Origin of the sequence: Rhizobium sp. Root1203, assembly GCF_001424945.1 — a bacterium.
In the GTDB taxonomy this organism is placed as follows: domain Bacteria; phylum Pseudomonadota; class Alphaproteobacteria; order Rhizobiales; family Rhizobiaceae; genus Rhizobium.
The window spans coordinates 18,009-37,125 of the sequence record NZ_LMCW01000015.1; the positions used below are offsets into that span (position 1 = coordinate 18,009).

At 58.9% G+C, this 19,117-nt stretch carries 14 protein-coding genes and 6 pseudogenes; 13 read left to right on the top strand and 7 right to left on the bottom strand.

Translation table 11 applies throughout. The features are described 5' to 3' along the window. Positions 1–18: 18 nt before the first annotated feature. The 6 genes and pseudogenes from ASC97_RS35360 to ASC97_RS17380 form a co-directional block, all read left to right on the top strand. A pseudogene (locus ASC97_RS35360) lies at positions 19–292 on the top strand (haloacid dehalogenase-like hydrolase); the annotation flags it as partial. A gap of 1 nt (position 293) precedes the next feature. Beyond that, positions 294–829: pseudogene (locus ASC97_RS36270) on the top strand (HAD family hydrolase); the annotation flags it as partial. A gap of 1 nt (position 830) precedes the next feature. Continuing rightward, a pseudogene (locus ASC97_RS33095) lies at positions 831–1,321 on the top strand (HAD family hydrolase); the annotation flags it as partial. 336 nt (positions 1,322–1,657) lie between these two features. Next, positions 1,658–2,006: pseudogene (locus ASC97_RS36275) on the top strand (hypothetical protein); the annotation flags it as partial. Between the two features lies 1 nt (position 2,007). Then, positions 2,008–2,493, top strand: a pseudogene (locus ASC97_RS35375) (hypothetical protein); the annotation flags it as partial. Positions 2,494–3,036: 543 nt separating this feature from the next. Next, positions 3,037–3,825 carry a hypothetical protein gene (locus ASC97_RS17380; protein WP_057469610.1) on the top strand — a complete coding sequence of 263 codons (789 nt, stop codon included), beginning with the start codon at positions 3,037–3,039 and terminating at the stop codon, positions 3,823–3,825. Here the strand turns inward: ASC97_RS17380 and ASC97_RS17385 are convergent. The 3 genes from ASC97_RS17385 to ASC97_RS17395 are packed head-to-tail and all read right to left on the bottom strand — an operon-like array spanning position 3,822 to position 5,351. Further along, positions 3,822–4,277, bottom strand: a complete 456-nt coding sequence (locus tag ASC97_RS17385) for a DUF2721 domain-containing protein (RefSeq protein WP_057469611.1) — start codon at positions 4,275–4,277, stop codon at positions 3,822–3,824. The genes ASC97_RS17380 and ASC97_RS17385 overlap by 4 nt on opposite strands. A gap of 51 nt (positions 4,278–4,328) precedes the next feature. After that, positions 4,329–4,898 (bottom strand): OmpA family protein, encoded by a 570-nt coding sequence (locus tag ASC97_RS17390; protein ID WP_057469612.1) that lies wholly within the window; start codon positions 4,896–4,898, stop codon positions 4,329–4,331. A 24-nt stretch (positions 4,899–4,922) separates the two neighbouring features. Then, positions 4,923–5,351 (bottom strand): cysteine rich repeat-containing protein, encoded by a 429-nt coding sequence (locus tag ASC97_RS17395; protein WP_057469613.1) that lies wholly within the window; start codon positions 5,349–5,351, stop codon positions 4,923–4,925. A 243-nt stretch (positions 5,352–5,594) separates the two neighbouring features. Between ASC97_RS17395 and ASC97_RS17400 the strand changes: the two genes are divergently transcribed. The 5 genes from ASC97_RS17400 (at position 5,595) to ASC97_RS17420 (ending at position 11,692) form a co-directional block, all read left to right on the top strand. Beyond that, on the top strand, positions 5,595–5,978 hold the full coding sequence (locus tag ASC97_RS17400; protein WP_057469614.1) for a superinfection immunity protein: 384 nt from the start codon (positions 5,595–5,597) through the stop codon (positions 5,976–5,978). A gap of 12 nt (positions 5,979–5,990) precedes the next feature. Beyond that, positions 5,991–7,148: an HlyD family secretion protein gene (locus ASC97_RS17405; protein WP_057469615.1), complete on the top strand. Its 1,158-nt coding sequence runs from the start codon at positions 5,991–5,993 to the stop codon at positions 7,146–7,148. Between the two features lie 176 nt (positions 7,149–7,324). Beyond that, positions 7,325–9,391 (top strand): alkyl/aryl-sulfatase, encoded by a 2,067-nt coding sequence (locus tag ASC97_RS17410; RefSeq protein WP_057469616.1) that lies wholly within the window; start codon positions 7,325–7,327, stop codon positions 9,389–9,391. 205 nt (positions 9,392–9,596) lie between these two features. After that, positions 9,597–10,508 (top strand): HAD family hydrolase, encoded by a 912-nt coding sequence (locus ASC97_RS17415; protein WP_244481512.1) that lies wholly within the window; start codon positions 9,597–9,599, stop codon positions 10,506–10,508. Positions 10,509–10,732: 224 nt separating this feature from the next. After that, positions 10,733–11,692 carry a formylglycine-generating enzyme family protein gene (locus ASC97_RS17420; RefSeq protein ID WP_057469618.1) on the top strand — a complete coding sequence of 320 codons (960 nt, stop codon included), beginning with the start codon at positions 10,733–10,735 and terminating at the stop codon, positions 11,690–11,692. Between the two features lie 40 nt (positions 11,693–11,732). On the opposite strand, the gene ASC97_RS17425 is transcribed toward ASC97_RS17420, so the two are convergent. Both ASC97_RS17425 and ASC97_RS17430 read right to left on the bottom strand, forming a co-directional pair. Further along, complete coding sequence (locus tag ASC97_RS17425) at positions 11,733–12,809, bottom strand: calcium:proton antiporter (RefSeq protein ID WP_057469619.1); 1,077 nt, start codon at positions 12,807–12,809, stop codon at positions 11,733–11,735. A gap of 82 nt (positions 12,810–12,891) precedes the next feature. Continuing rightward, positions 12,892–14,613, bottom strand: a complete 1,722-nt coding sequence (locus ASC97_RS17430) for an arylsulfatase (protein WP_057469620.1) — start codon at positions 14,611–14,613, stop codon at positions 12,892–12,894. A gap of 846 nt (positions 14,614–15,459) precedes the next feature. Here ASC97_RS17430 and ASC97_RS17435 point away from each other — a divergent pair. Further along, complete coding sequence (locus tag ASC97_RS17435; RefSeq protein WP_057469621.1) at positions 15,460–16,047, top strand: DUF6088 family protein; 588 nt, start codon at positions 15,460–15,462, stop codon at positions 16,045–16,047. Beyond that, the gene (locus ASC97_RS17440) at positions 16,037–16,981 is read left to right on the top strand and encodes a nucleotidyl transferase AbiEii/AbiGii toxin family protein (protein WP_057469670.1); all 945 of its coding nucleotides are present in this window, start codon (positions 16,037–16,039) and stop codon (positions 16,979–16,981) included. Before ASC97_RS17435 ends, ASC97_RS17440 begins: the two co-directional genes overlap by 11 nt. A gap of 235 nt (positions 16,982–17,216) precedes the next feature. Here ASC97_RS17440 and ASC97_RS17445 read toward each other — a convergent pair whose 3' ends face one another. After that, positions 17,217–18,131, bottom strand: coding sequence for a phosphotriesterase family protein (locus tag ASC97_RS17445; protein ID WP_057469622.1), 915 nt, complete (start codon positions 18,129–18,131; stop codon positions 17,217–17,219). 257 nt (positions 18,132–18,388) lie between these two features. Then, positions 18,389–19,064: pseudogene (locus tag ASC97_RS17450) on the bottom strand (acetoacetate--CoA ligase); the annotation flags it as partial. Positions 19,065–19,117 lie beyond the last annotated feature (53 nt).

Here is a 19,117-nt window from a genome sequence, read left to right on the forward strand (position 1 = left end):
GATATGGAGGGCGCGGTGATACAGGCCACTCGTAGTCAATTCCTAAGGAGGTCGCGCGACCTCGTCCTAGCCATCGGCCTGTTCATCTCTTTTGCCGCCCCCGCGCAGGCGCAGAGCGATCCCCTGCCCTCATGGAACGACACCGCGCCGAAGCAGGCAATCGTCTCCTTCGTCGAGAAGGTGACCAAACAGGGTTCGCCCGACTTCGTCCCGGAACCGGAGCGCATCGCGGTGTTCGACAATGACGGCACGCTGTGGGTCGAGCACCCCATGTACACCCAGCTCGCCTTCGNAGATCGTCCAGACCAAATGCGCCAGCGCCGCCCTTGATCGAATGGACGGCACGGAATACCAAACAGGGTTCGCCCGACTTCGTCCCGGAACCGGAGCGCATCGCGGTGTTCGACAATGACGGCACGCTGTGGGTCGAGCACCCCATGTACACCCAGCTCGCCTTCGCGCTGGACCGGGTGAAGACGCTCTCTCCGSAGCATCCGGAATGGGCGACCGTACAGCCGTTCAAGGCAGTGCTGGAAGGCGACATGAAAACCCTTGCMGCATCGGGCGAAAAAGGTCTTCTCGAGCTCATCATGGTCACCCAKGCGGGCATGACCACCGACGAGTTCCAGAAGRTCGTGACCGACTGGCTGTCGACGGCGCGAGATCCGAGATTCAAGCGCCCGTACACCGAACTYGTGTACCAACCGATGGTCGAGCTGCTTGCCTACCTGCGCGCCAATGGCTTCAAGACCTTTATCGTGTCGGGTGGCGGCGTGGAGTTCATGCGGCCGTGGACGGAAAAGGTCTACGGCGTTCCGCCCGAACAGGTNTGGTCGAGCTGCTTGCCTACCTGCGCGCCAATGGCTTCAAGACCTTTATCGTGTCGGGTGGCGGCGTGGAGTTCATGCGGCCGTGGACGGAAAAGGTCTACGGCGTTCCGCCCGAACAGGTRGTGGGCTCCTCGATCAAGACCGAGTTCAAGATGCAGGACGACACGCCGACCCTGCGGCGCCTGCCGGAAGTCAACTTCATCGACGACAAGGCAGGCAAGCCGGTCGGCATCAATCAGGAGATCGGGCGCCGGCCGATTGCTGCCTTCGGCAATTCCGACGGTGACCTGGAAATGCTCCAGTGGACGACCATGGCAGGCGCGCCCGCGCGTCTCGGCATGCTGGTCCATCACACCGATGCGGAACGCGAATACGCCTACGACCGCGATACCGAGTTCGGCCGTCTCGACAAGGCGCTCGATGCAGCCCCCATCATGGGCTGGTCGGTCATCGACATGAAAGCCGACTGGAAGACGATCTTCAAGGATTAGGAATGTTGCACCTCACGGTTAGGGCGCAACGAAGGCTTGTGACATCACAATGGGTTCATCAGGCGACGGGCATCCCGCCTGTCTCCACTGGGAGGACATCTCCATGAAAATCGATCACGTCGCCCTTTTGTTCTTAGCCGGCGGTTTCACGCTGGCGACCGCTGCCTTTGCGCAGGACGCCCCGAAGAAGCCGCACGTACCGCTCGAAAAGTCCATCGGCGAAATCACGCCGACAGGCCCGGTGCCGTCGCTGGCGGTCCTCAATTCGGCCGGAGCCAAAATCGAAAACGGCAAGCTCGTTCTGACCGGCGTCTCGGCCAATTCGATCGTCTTTGNCAGGCCCGGTGCCGTCGCTGGCGGTCCTCAATTCGGCCGGAGCCAAAATCGAAAACGGCAAGCTCGTTCTGACCGGCGTCTCGGCCAATTCGATCGTCTTTGCTGACCGGCCCGTGCGCGCTGCAGGACATGTCGCCACCGAGCAGTTCATCATGCAATGGGACGAGGGCAAGAACAATTTCGCCATCGATCCCCCGAATGCGACCGTATCCGTCCTTGGCGGCGACGGCTCCGACGTAAGCGACGCAGTTGTCACCCTGAAATCTCCGAAGCTCGTCGGAAATACGCTGACATTCGACATATCAGTACTTGAGGGAAGCCTGAGTGGCGCGGCCGGCCCCGCAGCCCTNCAGGCCCGGTGCCGTCGCTGGCGGTCCTCAATTCGGCCGGAGCCAAAATCGAAAACGGCAAGCTCGTTCTGACCGGCGTCTCGGCCAATTCGATCGTCTTTGCTGACCGGCCCGTGCGCGCCGCAGGGCACGTCGCCACCGAGCAGTTCATCATGCAATGGGACGAAGGCAAGAACAATTTTGCCATCGATCCCCCGAATGCGACGGTGTCCGTGCTGGGGGGCGACGGCTCCGACGTCAGCGACGCGGTYGTCACCCTGAAATCTCCGAAGCTCGTCGGAAATACGCTGACATTCGACATATCAGTACTTGAGGGAAGCCTGAGTGGCGCGGCCGGCCCCGCAGCCCTCTTCATCGATCATTTTGGCGGCAGTTTCGGCGGCGGTGGTGGCTTCGGCGGTGGCAGCTTCGGTGGCGGTGGTTTCCGTGGCGGAGACTTCGCTGGAGGCGACTTCCGAGGAGAAGCGGAACCTGAAGCAGCAACGTNCAGCCCTCTTCATCGATCATTTTGGCGGCAGTTTCGGCGGCGGTGGTGGCTTCGGCGGTGGCAGCTTCGGTGGCGGTGGTTTCCGTGGCGGAGACTTCGCTGGAGGCGACTTCCGAGGGAACGATGTGCATATCGGCGAAACCAATTTCAACCGCGTGGGAGGCAACTACTGGCATGCGCCGGTCTATCATGGCGCTTGGTATCGGGGGGCTCCGGTTGCCGCAGGTGTCGTGGCAGGCGCAGCCATCGGAGCGGCGGCAGCGCGCCCCTACTACTACAATTCCTACTACAACAACAATCAGCAGTGCGGCTACTATCCCTTCCCGCCCTGCTATTGACCGCCGCTTCTTCGGTTACGCCGCGAAGGCGGCGTGACCCTCCCTCGACATCGCAGAGACACCCGGGACTGAGGCTGACGGGCCACAGATCTCGACGATTGCGACTGTTCTTCGACCCTGAGTAGCGATTCCAGCTTGCCGGAATTCACGACCTCTTGCACCGTCTGCTCGGAAGCAGGCTGGGAACGGGCTCGGAGAATTCTCATGAAGGCTATTCACTTGCATGCGGTCGCACTGCTGGCCGGTATCGTTGTCGCAACTGTAAGCAATGCAGCCGATCTGACGCCGCTCACGCCGGAGGCGAAGACCGTCGAGACCCGAAGCGGCTGGGAGTTCACTGTTGCGCCATATTTCTGGGCCGCCGGAATTTCCGGCGACATAAGGCAATTCGGCCTCCCGCAGGTCAACATTGACGCGGACTTCAGCGACGTTCTCGACAATCTGGACTTCGCCTTCATGGCGACAGCTGAAGCGAGATATGATCGCTTCAGCATCGTTGGAGACGTTGTCTACGTCAAACTCGGGGCCGACGCCCATACGCCAAACGGTATCCTTGCCGGTAGCGTCGATGTAACGTCGGAAACCTTCGCAGGACTTCTCGGCGTCGGTTATGCCGTCCTCGAGGACCAGAACGGCCACCTCGATGTGGTCGGCGGCATTAAAGTCTGGTCGGTCGACACGGACGTCTCCTTCAATGGCGGACTTCTGGGCGGCGTCGAGCGCGAGGACAGCGCGACGTGGGTGGACGCGGTCGTCGGCCTGCGCGGGAACTACTTCTTCACGCCGGAAATATATGTGACCGGATGGGGGCTGGTGGGCGGCGGCGGCGCTGACGTCGATTGGGACGTGGGCCTCGGCCTGGGCTATAAATTCAACGACACCATTTCTGCCATTGCTGGATATCGCGCACTCGGCGTCAACTATGAAAATGACGGATTTGTGTTCGACGTCGTCCAGCAAGGGCCGATCCTCGGACTATCTTTGCACTTCTAGGGTCCGACGTCAGCGCGCTGGCGGGTGCGGCTGCCAATGTCGTGCTCACGCTGGCTAAGCCTGATGTCCTGCAGGAGGCGGAAGAGTGCCGCTGCCAGAAAGCAAAGGGCCGCCATAAACAAGATGGCGGCTCCTGGTTCGTGGCGGTATCCCACAAAGGCGATGACAAACCCGAAGAGCAACAGAAGGGTCACGCCGATTCCTGCAAGCACTGCTAGGTGCAGCGCATTGTTCAACAGACGTTCTCGCTGTCGCAGTTGGGAAATTTCCTTCTTCAGCCACGCTCGAGTATCGCCTTCGTCGATCTCCCGAAGCCGTCGGATCCGCTCTGTAACAGCGGAAATCCGATTGACCAGAATTGCAATCATCGCGGCGACCGCATTGAGCATGAACGCCGGCGCAACCGCGTGACTTATCATGTTTGCAAGCTGGTCAGCTCCGACAGAGGGCATGTTTTTCACCCAGTTGTGTCCGCGATTTGCCCACGCATTTGTGCCGCGATTCTATCGAACCAATCCCAGATTGATCAGTTGAACGCGTCGATTGTCGGCCGCCGCCGGGTGACCGGCATCGATTGGCCATTCCTTGCCGACGCCGATCGGATAGAGGCGATCCGGGGGGACGGCGAAGGTCGTGGAAAGCGCGTAGGTTATGGCGTTTGCGCGGTCCTGGCTCAGTTTGAGATTGTGCGCGGCATCTCCCGTCGAACTCGTGTGCCCTACCACCAAAAATTTATATCGAGAGAGATTGGGATGATGCAGTGCATCGGCGATCATCCCGATGGTGCGATAGGACTGTGGTTCGATGGCGACGGAATTATTCTCGAAATCAATCTCGACAATGAGCTGGGACAGACGCGACAGGTTCTGCCAGTTCGGAAGATTCGCCACACCCTTTCCGGCGTTGGCGGTAACCTCCTCGGTCAGCAAGGCGACATCGACTGCCGGGGCAGCTTGGTCGAGCCGTCCCAAGGTGGTGATCAGTTGTTTATGGTCGATCTCCTGTGCGGTGGAATAGACCGGGGCAAGCAGAAGGCCGGCCGTTGCCAGCAGGCGAATCCGGGCGATGAACATTCTCTTCTCTCCTATCCCTGAGATCTAGCGCCATCCGGCGTCGGTTATTGCCTGGTCACATTTCCTGCCATCGACGCGGCTGGTCTCGATGAGGCAAGAGAGGATATTGCCGTCTCCTACGACGCCGTTGCAGAACTGGGACATGTCGTGCTGGCAGACCTTGCTATAGGCCATCTGCGCCTCTTGGCGCTCTCTGATGGAGGCCACGACCCCGGACAGCGTTGACGTGCACGTCGGCGAGACTTTGGCTCCATTTTGTTCCAGGCAGCTCTCAATCTCTCCGCCACCGAGATTGACACCCTTGCAGTGCTTCTTGATGTCTGCACCGCACTCCTTGGCGAGCGCGGTCACGGCGTCCGCGTAACTTATGGTGTCGGCCCTGCTGGCGACGGCGGATGTCAGGAATGCAGCGAACATCGCTGCGGCAACTAGCATGAGCCCCTTTTGCATCATGTCGTGATCCGATCTGAAGTTGTTGAAACTCTTTCATGCGGGCTTGGGGGACGCCAAATTGTCCCGCGCAGGAGCCGCTGTCCTTGTGGCTGGAAAGCCGGCGCTTTGTCTATTGCCCTTTAGGGAGGTCTACGCGCCCTCCCCAAAGGGCAATATTCGTTCGATCCGGGACGTGACAAAATGCTGCTACTCGGAAGGCTGACATAGATAGGGAGATGCCATTCGCGGGCGGAGGGACGGCCAATGTTCGGCTTTGAACTTACTTTTTGGGACTACGCAACGTTTGTTGTCATGTTCATCTGCGTGTTGCTCGGCTTGACCTTCATCGTGTGGTTTGCCGGATTGCCCGGCCGCATCGCCATCGCACGAAAGCATCCGGACGCCGAGGCGATAAAGATAATGGGCTATGCCGGCCTTCTCGTTGCCGTTCCTTGGGTTCAGGCATTCATCTGGGCGTTTAAGCCGACCGACGTCGTCGACATCCGCCGTTTTCCGCGAGAAGAAGCGAAGGACGTCCAGGAGGACCTGGACCGGCTTACCGGCAAAACTTCAACACCGAAGCCGCCCAATGAACGCGAGAGCGCCAGTCCAGGCCAGAGCACAACCGGCGGCCATTCGCCGGGTTGAAGGAGTTGCGCAATGCTGTTCGCTATTACTTTGACCTTGGGATTCGTCCTCGTCGCCTGGCTGGTGTTCTTTAAATTCAAGTGGCTGAAGTTCAGCATCCCCTGGGCAATCTTGTCAGCGTTCTTTTTTCTGCACGTCCTCCTGATTTTCCTGATTGGACTGCGGTTCGCAACCCCCTACACTGCCAATGCCAGGGTGGTTCAGCCCACGATCCAGCTTGTGCCGCGGCTCCCCGAGCCGACGCTTGTCACCGCATTACTCGTCGAGCCCGACGTGCTTGTAAAGAAGGGAGAACTTCTCTTTCAGTTCGACCGCAAGCCCTATGAAGACAAGGTCAGGCAGCTCGAGGCGGAACTGGATGCCTCGAAACAGCACGTTAAAACCCTACGGGCCGACACCGATATCGCGGCCCAGAAAGAAGCCTACGCGAAGGCCACACTAAACTATCAGGACTACTTTGTTCGCGTGCAACAGAAGCAGGGCAAAGTCGGCGTCGTCGCCACCGACCAGGTCCAATTGGCCATCGAGCAGCAAAAACTTGCGCAAGCTGGCTACGATGAAGCGATTGCTGTTGCCCTGAGCGCGCGCATCAAGGCGGAATCAGAAATTCAGGGCGTGAACACGACCGTAGCCGCGATACAGTCGCAGCTCGATGTGGCCCGCTATTACCTTGGAAATACGACCATGGTAGCGCCCGAGGATGGACGCATCGTCAACCTGCAAGTTCGCCCTGGCATGGTTGCTGGGGAGTTTCGCATTGGTGCGATTGCCTCGTTTATATGCGAGGCGGATCGTTATCTCCTCGCCAACTACGACCAGGAGAGCTTGAAATTCGTTGCCGAAGGGCAGCCGGTGGAAGTGGCGCTCGATCTTTATCCAGGCCAGATCTTTACAGCGAAGGTGGCGGCCGTGTGGAAAGCAAATGGGTCGGGTCAGTTGCTTCCCAGCGGTACGCTGCCGAACTTCCAGGCGGCGGCGCCGGAGACGCCACAGAACCAATATGCCGTGAAGATCGTGTTCGACGCGGAGGACCAGGCAAGGTTTCCGATCGGCGCACAGGGCGCGGCAGCCATTTATACCGGTGGCATGAAGGGCAGCTGGCCCGCACTTCGTCGCATAGGCATCCGCACCTACTCCTGGATGAACTGGCTCTATCCGCTTCCGTTCTGACGCAGGAGCCCCGAATACTCGCAACGCCCGAGAGGACGAAGGCCGGCGAGAGGTTGGCGGCACCCCAATCATCCCGGCAGGAGTAAACGCAGACAGCCCTCCCCAAAGGGCAATAGAAGCTCCAATCCGCATATGCCAAAACTATCAACAGGAATTCCATCCACGGGGACAAAGACATGCCCGGCTCGCCTAGACTTTGGACATCCGTGCTCGGCGCAGTTATCGCCGGCGCGCTGGGAGGCGTGTCGATTGCGCAGGAACAGCAGCATTTCAGCCCGAAGGGAAAGATGCCCTCGCAGTTCACGATCGAGGCCCAGCAGCAGCAACGGCGCCTTCTGCCCTTTGCCGACAAGCGTGACTTCGAGGAAGCAGAACGGGGTTTCATCGCCGCGCCGCTGTTCCGGAAAATCATGAACGATAAAGGCGATGTGGCTTGGAACATGGACAACTGGGACTTCCTGTTGAAAGGAAAGGACTTCGACAGCATCCATCCGTCGCTGCAGCGTCAGGCATTGCTCAACATGGAGTACGGCCTGTTCGAGGTCATCCCGGGCATCTATCAGGTGCGCGGCTTCGACCTCGCGAACATATCGTTCATCAAAGGCAAGACCGGTTGGATCGTGATCGATCCGCTCACGGTCAAGGAAACGGCACGCGCTGCCCTCAAGTTCGTCAACGAAAAGCTCGGCGAACGACCCGTCGTTGCCGTGATTATCTCTCATTCCCATGCCGACCACTTCGGCGGCATTCGCGGCGTTGTCGATGACGCCGCACTTGCTGCCGGGAAAGTTCAGATCATTGCCCCGAAAGGGTTCATGAACGAGGCGATCGCAGAAAACCTCTACGCCGGTAACGTCATGACCCGCCGGAAGACTTATACCTATGGCGACCTTATGCCGCCGAGCCCTTTTGGACATGTCGACGCGTCGATCGGCAAGGCAGTTGCCAACGGAGACGTCGGCATCCTGCCACCGACGATCACTATTGATCAGCCGATCCAGGAACTGACAATCGACGGGTTGAGGATGGTCTTTCAAAACACGCCGGGCACTGAAGCGCCAGTGGAGATGAACACCTGGTTTCCTGATCTCAAGGCCTTTTGGGCGGCCGAAAACATGGTCGGCAGCCTGCACAACATCCTGACGCTGCGTGGCGCTCCGGTGCGGGATGCGCTGGCGTGGTCGCAGTACATCAATGACGCGATCTACGAGTTCGGCAACAAGGCCGACGTGATGTTCGCGTCCCATAGCTGGCCACGCTGGGGCAAGGAGCGGATTACCGAAGTAATGCGTGGGCAACGCGACATGTACGCGAACCTGAACAATCAGGTTCTGCATTTGGCAAACATGGGCGTCACCATCAACCAGATCCACAACGTCTACGAGCCGCCAAAGAGCCTGCAGGCGCAGTGGTTCGCGCGTGGCTATCACGGCTCCTACCAGCACAACAGCCGAGCCGTCATCCAGCGCTACCTCGGGTTCTGGGATCTGAACCCAGCGACACTGGTGCCGTTGTCACCCGAGGATTCAGCACCGCTCTATATCGAAATGATGGGCGGCGCTTCCAAGGTGATGGCCAAGGGTCATGATCTTTACGCCAAGGGAGAGTATCGCCTTGCGACCGAAATCCTGAACAAGCTCGTCTACGCCGAACCGAACAATCAAGACGCAAAAGATCTGCTTGCCGACACCTACGAACAGATGGGTTACCAGTTCGAGAGTACCGCTCTTCGGCACAGCTTCCTTGCCGGCGCGAAAGAACTACGCGACGGCGTCATCGCCGTGAAGGCGGCAAAGGCCGGCAGTGCGGACTTCGTGCGCGGCACCGGCACGGAGCAGTTCCTCAACTATCTCGGCATCCAGATGGACAGCCGCAAGGCGGAAGGAATGCACTTCAAGATCAACCTGTCGACGCCCGACAATGGCGAGAAGTTCGTTGTCGAAATGAGCAACGCGACGCTGACGACGATCGCCGGCTTTCAGGCAGACGATGCCGACCTGACAATCACCATCGACCGCCGTGAGCTTGAGGACGTGATGATCGGCGCAGCCAGGCTGGCGGACAAAGTCGCGGCGGGAAAGGCAAAGTTGGACGGCAATACTCAGGTGCTTTCACAGCTAGCGTCGACCATGGTCGAGTTTGACAACTGGTTCGAGGTCCTGCCGGGGACGAAGAAGCAGGCAGCGGCGCTGACGAAACCCGAGCTTCTTCAGGACGACGCGACCTACTACGAAGGACCTTAGAGCTTCCGCGCTAAGGCTGCGAGCGTTGCGGCCACGGACCACCAAGTTCGTGGCGAGGGCAATTCCAGGAGACAGAGGAGGATGTGAAATGCATTCAATTCACGCATTCTGTGGGCGCCTCGCTGGCGTTTGCTTTTTGTACGTGTTGTTTCTGCTCGGCACGGCGCAGGCGCAATCTGATCCCCTACCGTCGTGGAACGAAACTGTGACGAAGAAGACGATCGTCGAGTTCGTGGAGGCGACAACGGACAATACCAAGCCGACATTCGTACCGCCTGAAGAGCGGATTGCGACCTTTGATCAGGACGGCACTCTGTGGGTCGAGCATCCGATGTACAGCCAGGTGATCTATTGTCTCGAGCGCGTTCCGGCGTTGGTCGCGGCCAAACCGAAGCTTAAGAACGTTGAGCCCTTCAAAACTGTGCTGACCGGGAACCGTGAAGCGATCGCCAAACTGCCGCTCGCCGATCTCGAAAAACTACTTGGAGCCACGCTTTCGGGCATGTCGGTCGAACAGTTCCAGACCGAGGCCGGCAAGTGGATTGCTTCGGCAAAGGATCCGCGGTGGAAGCGCCCGTACACAGAACTTACCTACCAGCCGATGAAGGAAGTCCTCACCTATCTGCGCGACAACGGCTACAAGACCTACATTGTCACAGGCGGCGGCCAGGACTTCGTTCGCGTCTACTCCGAGGGCACCTATGGGATACCTCCCGAACAGGTCGTGGGGACCGCCGGAGCAACGAAGTATGAGAGCGGCAAGGACGGCAAGCCCTTCCTGATCAAGGAGCCCAAGCTTCTCCTCAACGACAACAATGCCGGCAAGCCCGAAGGCATCCATTTGATGATTGGCCGACGGCCGATCATCGCGTTCGGCAACTCAACGGGTGACAGGGAGATGCTCGAATATACCGATGCGGGCGACGGTCCGCGCCTCTCCGTGCTCGTCCTGCACGACGATGCCGACCGAGAATACGCCTACGGCCCCGCAAAGGGTCTGCCCAACACCAAGGTCGGAACCTTCCCGCAGAAACTTTACGACGAAGCCATGACGAGCGGCTGGACCGTCATCAGCATGAAAGACGACTGGAAGCAGATTTTCACACCAGAGAAATAGTCCGAAGGACCGTCGATATACGACCGCGCCAGCTCGCGCGCACCACAAAAGGCTCGCCGTCGAGGAACGGGTGTCCCCGAGGCGCCCGATCTTCAGACCCACCTGCCCGCGGGCGAGCGGTTCCATTTCGCCGCAGAGGATCAATCTTGTTGAGCATCGTGCGGGCGTCGGCGGCGCAAACCGCAATGTGATTTACGACGAACCAGGGTTGGAAGGAGACCGCTATGACATTGGCATTTGACGATGCGAAGGCGTCGCACAATGGGATGGGTATGGTATGGATCCCAAGTCGCACGTTCGTCATGGGATCGAACGACCACTATCCTGAAGAAGCGCCGGCTCACCCCGTACAGGTTGATGGTTTCTGGATTGACGAGGCCCCTGTTACAAATCGTCAGTTCGGTGAATTCGTCAGAGAGACAGGCTATGTGACGTTCGCCGAGATTGCTCCCGATCCGAGAGACTATCCTGATGCGTTGCCGGCGATGCTTCGTCCGGGATCGCTCGTCTTTCACCAGCCTAAGCGTGTCAGCGGACCGGACATCTCGCAGTGGTGGACGTTCAAGTTCGGCGCGAACTGGCGCCGACCGATTGGAGGGCTCGGTGATCTGCGCGGGAAACTGAACCACCCGGTCGTGCATGTTGCCTATTGCGATGCAAAAGCCTACGCAGCTTGGGCAGGCGCCGATCTTCCGACCGAGGCGGAATGGGAACTCGCCGCCCGCGGCGGTCTGGATGGAGTCGAGTTTGCTTGGGGCAACGAACTGATGCCGGATGGTGTCTCCATGGCGAATACATGGCAAGGGGTCTTCCCAACCCGTACGACCAAGCCGGCAGGCAGGGAACGAACATCGCCCGTGCGCTCGTTCCCCGCCAATGGCTATGGTCTCTACGACATGATCGGCAACGTCTGGGAGTGGACGTCCGACTATTGGTCGATACGCCATCCGACACCGGCCGCCAAATCGTGCTGCCTTCCGCAAAACCCGCGCAATGGTGACGTTGATGCCAGCTACGACCCGGCTCAGCCCCACATTCGTATTGCACGGCGCGTTCTAAAAGGTGGCTCCCATCTGTGCGCACCGAACTATTGCCGGCGCTATCGGCCGAGCGCGCGCCATGCTGAACCCGAGGACACCTCCACCAGCCATGTCGGATTTCGATGTGTGAAGAGGTTGTCGTAGTTCACGATTGGCTCGCCCACCGACCGGTCGCCACCAGAGATCAGGGCGAGACCGCAAAGAACAGGAACACCCCAAAAATGACCAGGTGAACTACGCCCTGCAGAATCGTAGTTCGACCAGTCCCCAGCGTGATGACGCTGATGAACAGTGTCAGCGTCAGAAGGACGCGATCCTTGTCATCCAGGCCCATTGCCAAGGGCTGCCCTATGGAAAGGGAAACAAACGCGACGACCGGGACTGTGAGGCCAATGGCTGCGAGCACTGATCCCAGGGCAAGGTTGAGACTGTTCTGTAGCTGATTGGCTCGAGCTGCCTTGAGGGCGGCGACGCATTCCGGCAACAAAACTACAGCAGCAATAACAATGCCGACAACCGGCTTGGGCATCCCGAATCGAGCGATTGCCGCTTCCACAGTCGGCGTCAGCAGCTTCGCCAGTCCGACAACCGCGACAAGGGATATAAGGAGCAACGCAACGCTGCTGACCGTCCGCCTGTTCGACGGGGGCGTGTCGGGGCTCGTTTGTTCCGCTTCCTCCGAAACAAAATAGTCGCGATGCCTGACGGTCTGAACGAAGATGAATGCACAGTAGAGAACCAACGAGACTGAACCGGCAAATATCAACTGAGGCGTCGTGAACATTGGACCGGCAGCCTTTGCCACAACGTTCGGCACAACCATTGTCAAGGTCGTCATCGCCGCCAGCACTGCCAACGCTGCACTTGCTCCTTGGAGTTGAAATCCCTGCTCATGGTGACGCATCCCTCCAAGCAGCAGGCAAAGACCGACAATGCCGTTCATCACTATCATGACTGCAGCAAACACGGTATCGCGAGCCAAGCCCGCTTTTTCCTCCGGTGCCGAGATCATGACCGAGACGATGAGTGCCACTTCGATAATCGTTACCGATACGGCGAGAACGAGCGTGCCAAGGGGCTCACCCGTGCGGTGGGCGATAACCTCGGCGTGATATACGGCGGCTGAGACTGTGACGAGAAGGGCCGCTGCAGCAACAATGGACACCAGACCGCGTCCCCCCGCGAGGAGCATCAGAAGCATGATCGCCCATGCGGCAGCCGGAGATACCCATGTCCACAACGGCATTCGATCGAGGGTCATTCTCCTCCCGTCAGTCCAGCATTTATGATTGCAGACGTAACGGACGCCGACCCGCGGCGTCCGTTATCGGTTCCGAGCCGAGCTATTCGCTTGGGTGATGCTGTTGCTTCATCGCCTGAACCTGTTGGATGACCTGTTCCAGATTGTAGCTGGCCGGGTCCTGCATCGGCGGATAGTCGATGTAGCTCTGGAGTTCCTTGAGCCACAGCGCCTGGCCGATCGGCAGCATGTTCCAGTCGTACACATAGGCAGTCGCCGGAGCTGAGATCGCGCCGCCCATGCCTGTAAGGGTCTTTACCTGCTCCCCTATCGAGGTTTCGAACGGATCACGCTTGATGTTGACCACCTGCGTCCAGTGGAAAGGAAGGACGCCCGCAAGGAAGCCCGTAGGGGCATCCGATACCATTGCGAAATACATCTTCCAGTTCTTGTAGCGAACGGCCGACGGATCCTTGCCGGAATAGTAGAAGAACGTATCCCGGGCGGACTTGTCGGAGTCCCCTTCGAGATAAGCCCGCTGGTTGACGCCATCGAGCGTGGTCTTGGCAATTCCGGGATAGGCGCCCTTCTCGATCTCGGCCTTCAGCTCGTTGCCCTTGTGTCCGCCTGCGATGTCGACCAGGGTCGGCAGCCAGTCGAGCGAGGCGAAGATGTCGTTCTTGACCGTGCCAGGTTTGATGTGGCCGGGCCAGCGAACGACCAGCGGCGCGCGCATGCCGCCTTCCCATGTCGAGAGCTTGCCGCCTTTGAACGGCGTCGTGCCGCCGTCGGGGAAGGTGATCGTCTCGGCTCCGTTGTCGGTGGTGAATGCGATGATCGTATTGTCGAGCTCTCCCATATCTTCGAGCTTCTTGAGGACGTAGCCGATGTTGTCGTCCATCTGCTTCATGCCGGCTTCGTTGACGCCCCAGTCCTTACCACCGGGTTCGCCAACCATATTGAGGTACTTGTCCGGAAGCACGGTGGTGATGTGCATGCGGGCGGGATTGTACCAGACGAAGAACGGCTTGTTGGTTTTCTCGGGATCGTTGCGATCGAGAAAATCGATGACGTGGCTCGATATTTCCTCGTCGACCGTCTTCGAGCGCTCCAGCGTCAGCGGCCCCTCGTCCGAGCAGGTCTGGTTGGCGGCGGTACCGTCTGAAGATTTGCAGGCCAGCACCGGCCGCGGAGGCATCAGGCACAAGGTCGTCTTCGGGTCGACAGCCGCGGGGTCGTCCTTGAGGCCCGGGATCGGCGTATTCCTGCACGGCGGGGCAACGGTCTGCTCGGTCGGCGTCCTGTTGATATCAGGGAAGCTCACACCCTGCATGGCGTCGAGGTGATAGAGATAGCCCCAGAACTCATGAAAGCCGTGGGCGGTCGGCAAGGCGTCAGTATGATCGCCAAGATGGTTCTTGCCGAACTCCCCAGTGTTGTAGCCGAGGTCGCGCAGGAACCATGCGAGCGCCGGCGTTCCCGGTTTGAGATATGACGGACTACCCGGCAGCTGGGGCGGGATCATACCGGTGCGAAGCGGGTGCATCCCGGTGAAGAAAGCGTTGCGTCCCGCCGTGCAGCTCTGCTCGGCGTAGTAGGTCGTAAACATTGCGCCTTCTTCGCCGATCCGATCGATGTTCGGGGTTTCGCCGACCATCAAGCCTTTATGATAGATGCCCGGCTGCATCCAGCCGATGTCGTCGCCCATAATGAAGAGAATGTTGGGCTTCTTGGCGGTGTCCTGCGCGTGCATTGTCGCCGTACTCGCCAGCAGGCTTCCCGCGACCGCGACAGCCGCTGTCAATAATTGCGTGGTCCGTCTCATTTCTACTGCCTCCCTCAAATGGCCTCCACGTGGATGGCCAAGGTTGGTTGAAAGACGATGCAAGGTAGCGAGGGAATGTTGTACGACGTCCAAGTTACAATGCAGCAGCGGACCGACCAATTCGACATGGGATTCACCTCTGCGGCGGCACATTGCCCTCGACTTGCAGAAAGAGGATGTCCACTTTCCACTCAGCTTTCTACATTGTATTAGCGGCGCCAGATATTGTCCTTAAGGGAGTCCTGTTAGCGCTCGCGGTCAGCACAGTGGCGAGCTCGAGCTGAAGGCGTTTCAGCTCAAAAATCTTCGGATGGAGAGTATAAGGTCTCTGACAAAGCTTGTGGCACTCGCTCCTCCAGATGTAGCGACAAACGGCCTATTGGCCCCACCTTGAGGCAATCCCGCTCCCACCCACACGCTGGAGGGAGGCCGACCGGTGCAGCTTCGATGGAGTTCCAGCATCAAGGTCGCCGCCGCCGATCTACCGACGCTCACGTTCGGACGATCCAAAGGCCTCGGATTTGACCGCGTCGTCATCTATCCGACGGAAAAAATGATGTCATAGCTGGAAGACCCAAGGAGCCAATTGGAAGGAGAGGCGCGTGCCAAGCTGTACGTTGGCTTGACGCGGGCACGGCATGTCGTCGCTGTCCACGACTTTCCGGAAGGCAAGGCAGTTCCGGGGTTTTCGCTGTTCCAGTAGTGGAAATTTCCGGAAAATATTCCATTATGACTTCATGATCTGGCCTGGAATAGATGTTGTCGGACTCGCCCGATTTTGCATGAAATTTGGAAAAAATTGCATTCACTCCCATATTTCGCTATAGTGAGTGCAGGAGCTATCCCATGACGAAGTTACAGGAACTGAAAAAGCATCTGCGGTCCGGCAAGGTCTACCGTCGGGAGGACCTCGCCCAATGGTCGTCGTCTGTCGATCGGCACCTGCAGCAGCTGCTGGCGGAAGGGTACGTGACTAAACTATCGACCGGCATCTATCACCGGCCGAAGCAGACTGCATTCGGCAAAGCTCCTGCCGAGGATGACGCGCTCGTCGAGGCCTTCCTGAAGGACGACCGTTACCTCGTCACCTCGCCCAATGCCTATAACAGCCTGGGTGTCGGCGCCACGCAGCTCTATAACAAGATCGTCGTCTACAACCATAAGCGCCACGGCAACTTCACGCTGGGTGGACGGGAGTTCGAGTTCCGCAAGAAACCGGCCTTCCCCAAAACCCTGACCAAAGAATTCCTGCTGGTCGATCTGGTCAACAATCTCGACCAGCTGGCCGAAGACCGCGAACAGGTGCTAGCCCGCGTGAGAGAGCGTGCCCTACAAGGCAATCACACAGCCCTCAGCCGTGCCGCCAAGGAATACGGCCTGGTGCGCACGCGGAAGTTCTTCAACACCCTCGCAGCGGATGCGCATGTCAGCTGATTTCCTACATAGGCACAGGGATTTTGCAGCCCTGCTCCGCATCGTCGCTGACCAGATGAAGGTGCAGCCGGTGCTGGTCGAGAAAGACTACTGGATCATGCACTGCCTGTACGGCCTGCAGCAGCTTGAGATGGCGTTCGAGCTCAAGGGCGGTACCTCGCTCTCGAAAGGATATCGCATCATCAACCGCTTCTCGGAGGATATCGATATCCGTATCGAGCCCCCGAAGGCAATGGACGTGAAAACCGGCCCTAACCACGATAAGGCCGCGCACCGTGATAGCCGCAAGGCCTTCTATGACTGGCTGGCTGAGACGATCACGATCGACGGAGTCCAGAAGATCGAGCGCGATACCGAATTCGACAATGAAAGTTATCGCAGCGGCGGAATCCGCCTCTACTACCCCGAGACGACCGGCACGAAATCGGATCTCAAGGACGGCGTTTTGCTCGAAGCCGGCTTCGACACGGTGGCACCCAATATCAACAAGGATATCAGCTCCTGGGCCTATGATTACGCGGCATCGCGCGTCGAGTTGATCGATAATCGCGCGCTGGCCGTCCCCTGCTACGAGCCCGGCTATACACTGGTCGAGAAGCTCCAGACCATTTCCACCAAATATCGGAAGCAGCATGAAACTGGACAGTTCCCCGCCAATTTCCTGCGGCACTATTACGACGTCTTCTGCCTACTGGACCAGCCGCAAGTGCAAGACTTCATCGGTACGGAAGCCTATCTCGCGCACAAGGACCGACGCTTCCCGAAGGCTGACAATCAGAACATCGGCAGCAATCCCGCTTTCAGCCTTTCCGACCCCGGGACGTTCGGGCTTTACGAGCGCGCATATGAGCGGACGTCGGCGCTCTATTATCATGGCCGGCCCAGCCTGAAAGAGATCCTAGCACGCATCACCTCCCACGCGGAGCGTCTCTAACGATCCCGTCGCATTAGGCTGATCTTCTCGAAAGTCCACTTATATACTTGTCCCGGTGGACGCCTTCGCTATGCAGTATTTGGACGAGTTCATACCGCAGATCTGAACGCAGTTTACAAACCCGGATCGCCCCCTGTGCCAATCGGCTATCTTGCCTCTTGCTCTTGAACGGATACGAACCGTTGACCTCAAATGTCACCAATTCGCCTCTCGGTGAAGGTCAAATCGCCTCCCTTCAGCGCGCGAATGCCTCGAAGGGATTGGCTTCAGTCAGTTTCCGGATCGCCTCCTCGCTTACGCCCGCGATTTTGAGCGATGGCAGAAGGCTATCGACAAGGTGGGTGTAAGGTCTTGGGGTTCCACCACCGGGTTGCGCCGGATCATACCAGCCGAGATCGTGGCTTATGAGCAGATGTTCTCCCAGCCCGGCGTCAACGGCGCGCATTACCATTGAGACCAACTCGTCGTCGGGCGCTCTTCCGACATGGTCGTATTCGATCCATGCACCCCGGTCGACCAACACCCGGTGAAGCCCGAAGTCCTTCTCCTCTTGGGTATGAATGGATATGAAGCGCTCTGGTGAGCAGCCCTCTGACTGAAGAATGTCCAACTGCTCCAAAGCAATTCTTCCCCGGATCGTATGCGAGCCGATAACCGCATTTGTCCGTACGGATGCTCTTGCGGCTGCACGCAGGATACGGGCTTCGAGCGGCGAAATCCCGTCGTCGCCAGCGCTGAGCTTGATCCATCCCGCCAGCACACCAGTGTCCTCAATTCCTTCGGTTAGCTCACTAACCATCCATTGTTCAAGATCGCCCTCACTAGCCTCTGATATCCAAGCGGGGATCCACGGTTCACGATAGTTGCCGGTTGGGACGACTATCGGAAAATCGGCTGCCTTCGACACAGCAAGATCGATGTCGGCACGTCTTCCAACGCCCCCCGTCGTACACTCGACGAGCAACGTTATGCCTTGTCGTTTTATCGCTTCAATCTGAGGGACCATCAATGCGACTACCGCATCTATCTCCGCCTCTGCGTAACCGGGCTGGTCAGGCGTTCTGAGGTCGGCAAACACATGCTCGTGCGGGAGGATCATCCCGAGTTCGTCGCGGCGCCTTGGCCCCAAAGTCGTGTAAATCTGCTTCATCGTTAGGCTTCCGTCGCATTTGTAGGGCGGGCAATTTGGTGACTGTACAGTACGGAGAATGAGCTGGCGTCGCAAAAGTAATGTGGCAAGAAAGGCCCAAAGACAAGGAAGCCCATCGGAGCCTTCAGCATCGCGACGCGCGGACGCGCGCGGCGTCGGTAAGGCCACGCGCGGCCTGTTCCCGTAATGTGAGACGCCTGCGCTTTGATCTCAGGCGCGCCACTCCACCTGAAGTGCCGCCTCCCTGGCCGCAGGCCCTCCAGCGCATCCAGACCTGCATAAAGCTCCAGTGCTTCGGGATTGGCCAGCGCTTCCTTATTCTTGACCGGCCGGCCATGGACCACCTCGCGCACTGCGAGTTCGACGATTTTCCCGGACTTAGTGCGCGGAATGTCGGCGACCTGAATCGCCTCGGCCGGCACGTGGCGTGGCGACGCACCCATTCGAATGTTGGTCTTGATCTTCTTTTCGAGGTCGGCGTCCAGCGCCAAGCCCGTGCAGGCGGACGACGCGGATGGCGCATACGTCGTCGTTCCAATCCTGGCCGATGCAGGTCGCCTCGGCGACCTCATCGAGTTGTTCTACCCGATTGTAGATCTCCGGCGTCCCAGTGCGCACCCGCCCGGATTGAGCGCGCATCCGAGCGTCCATGGATGATCAGACCACCATGTTCGGTCCATTCACCGAAGTCGCATGGCACGAGACGAAGCGTTCGAAAGCAGCGCAATACTCCGCTCCATCCTCGTCGTTCCAAAAACCAACGGGCATGGAAAGAAAGGCTTTGGCGCAGGCCAGTTCGCCCTTCTCGCCACGCACCGGCTTGCCCGCGTCGTCCCAGACGTCGACCGCGAGGCCGAGGCCCCGGCCTTCGATCTCGCCACGCCAGACCGACTTGACCTGATTGCCAAGCACGAACCCGGAGACGATATCGGTACATCGATGCCTAAGCTACGCCAACAGATCGAAGTACGACGTCTGGCGGACAA

Coding starts and splice junctions, on each gene's coding strand:
- ASC97_RS17380 (WP_057469610.1), top strand. CDS start 3,037: ATGAAGGCTATTCACTTGCATGCGGTCGCACTGCTGGCCGGTATCGTT.
- ASC97_RS17385 (WP_057469611.1), bottom strand. CDS start 4,277: ATGCCCTCTGTCGGAGCTGACCAGCTTGCAAACATGATAAGTCACGCG.
- ASC97_RS17390 (WP_057469612.1), bottom strand. CDS start 4,898: ATGTTCATCGCCCGGATTCGCCTGCTGGCAACGGCCGGCCTTCTGCTT.
- ASC97_RS17395 (WP_057469613.1), bottom strand. CDS start 5,351: ATGATGCAAAAGGGGCTCATGCTAGTTGCCGCAGCGATGTTCGCTGCA.
- ASC97_RS17400 (WP_057469614.1), top strand. CDS start 5,595: ATGTTCGGCTTTGAACTTACTTTTTGGGACTACGCAACGTTTGTTGTC.
- ASC97_RS17405 (WP_057469615.1), top strand. CDS start 5,991: ATGCTGTTCGCTATTACTTTGACCTTGGGATTCGTCCTCGTCGCCTGG.
- ASC97_RS17410 (WP_057469616.1), top strand. CDS start 7,325: ATGCCCGGCTCGCCTAGACTTTGGACATCCGTGCTCGGCGCAGTTATC.
- ASC97_RS17420 (WP_057469618.1), top strand. CDS start 10,733: ATGACATTGGCATTTGACGATGCGAAGGCGTCGCACAATGGGATGGGT.
- ASC97_RS17425 (WP_057469619.1), bottom strand. CDS start 12,809: ATGACCCTCGATCGAATGCCGTTGTGGACATGGGTATCTCCGGCTGCC.
- ASC97_RS17430 (WP_057469620.1), bottom strand. CDS start 14,613: ATGAGACGGACCACGCAATTATTGACAGCGGCTGTCGCGGTCGCGGGA.
- ASC97_RS17435 (WP_057469621.1), top strand. CDS start 15,460: ATGACGAAGTTACAGGAACTGAAAAAGCATCTGCGGTCCGGCAAGGTC.
- ASC97_RS17440 (WP_057469670.1), top strand. CDS start 16,037: ATGTCAGCTGATTTCCTACATAGGCACAGGGATTTTGCAGCCCTGCTC.
- ASC97_RS17445 (WP_057469622.1), bottom strand. CDS start 18,131: ATGAAGCAGATTTACACGACTTTGGGGCCAAGGCGCCGCGACGAACTC.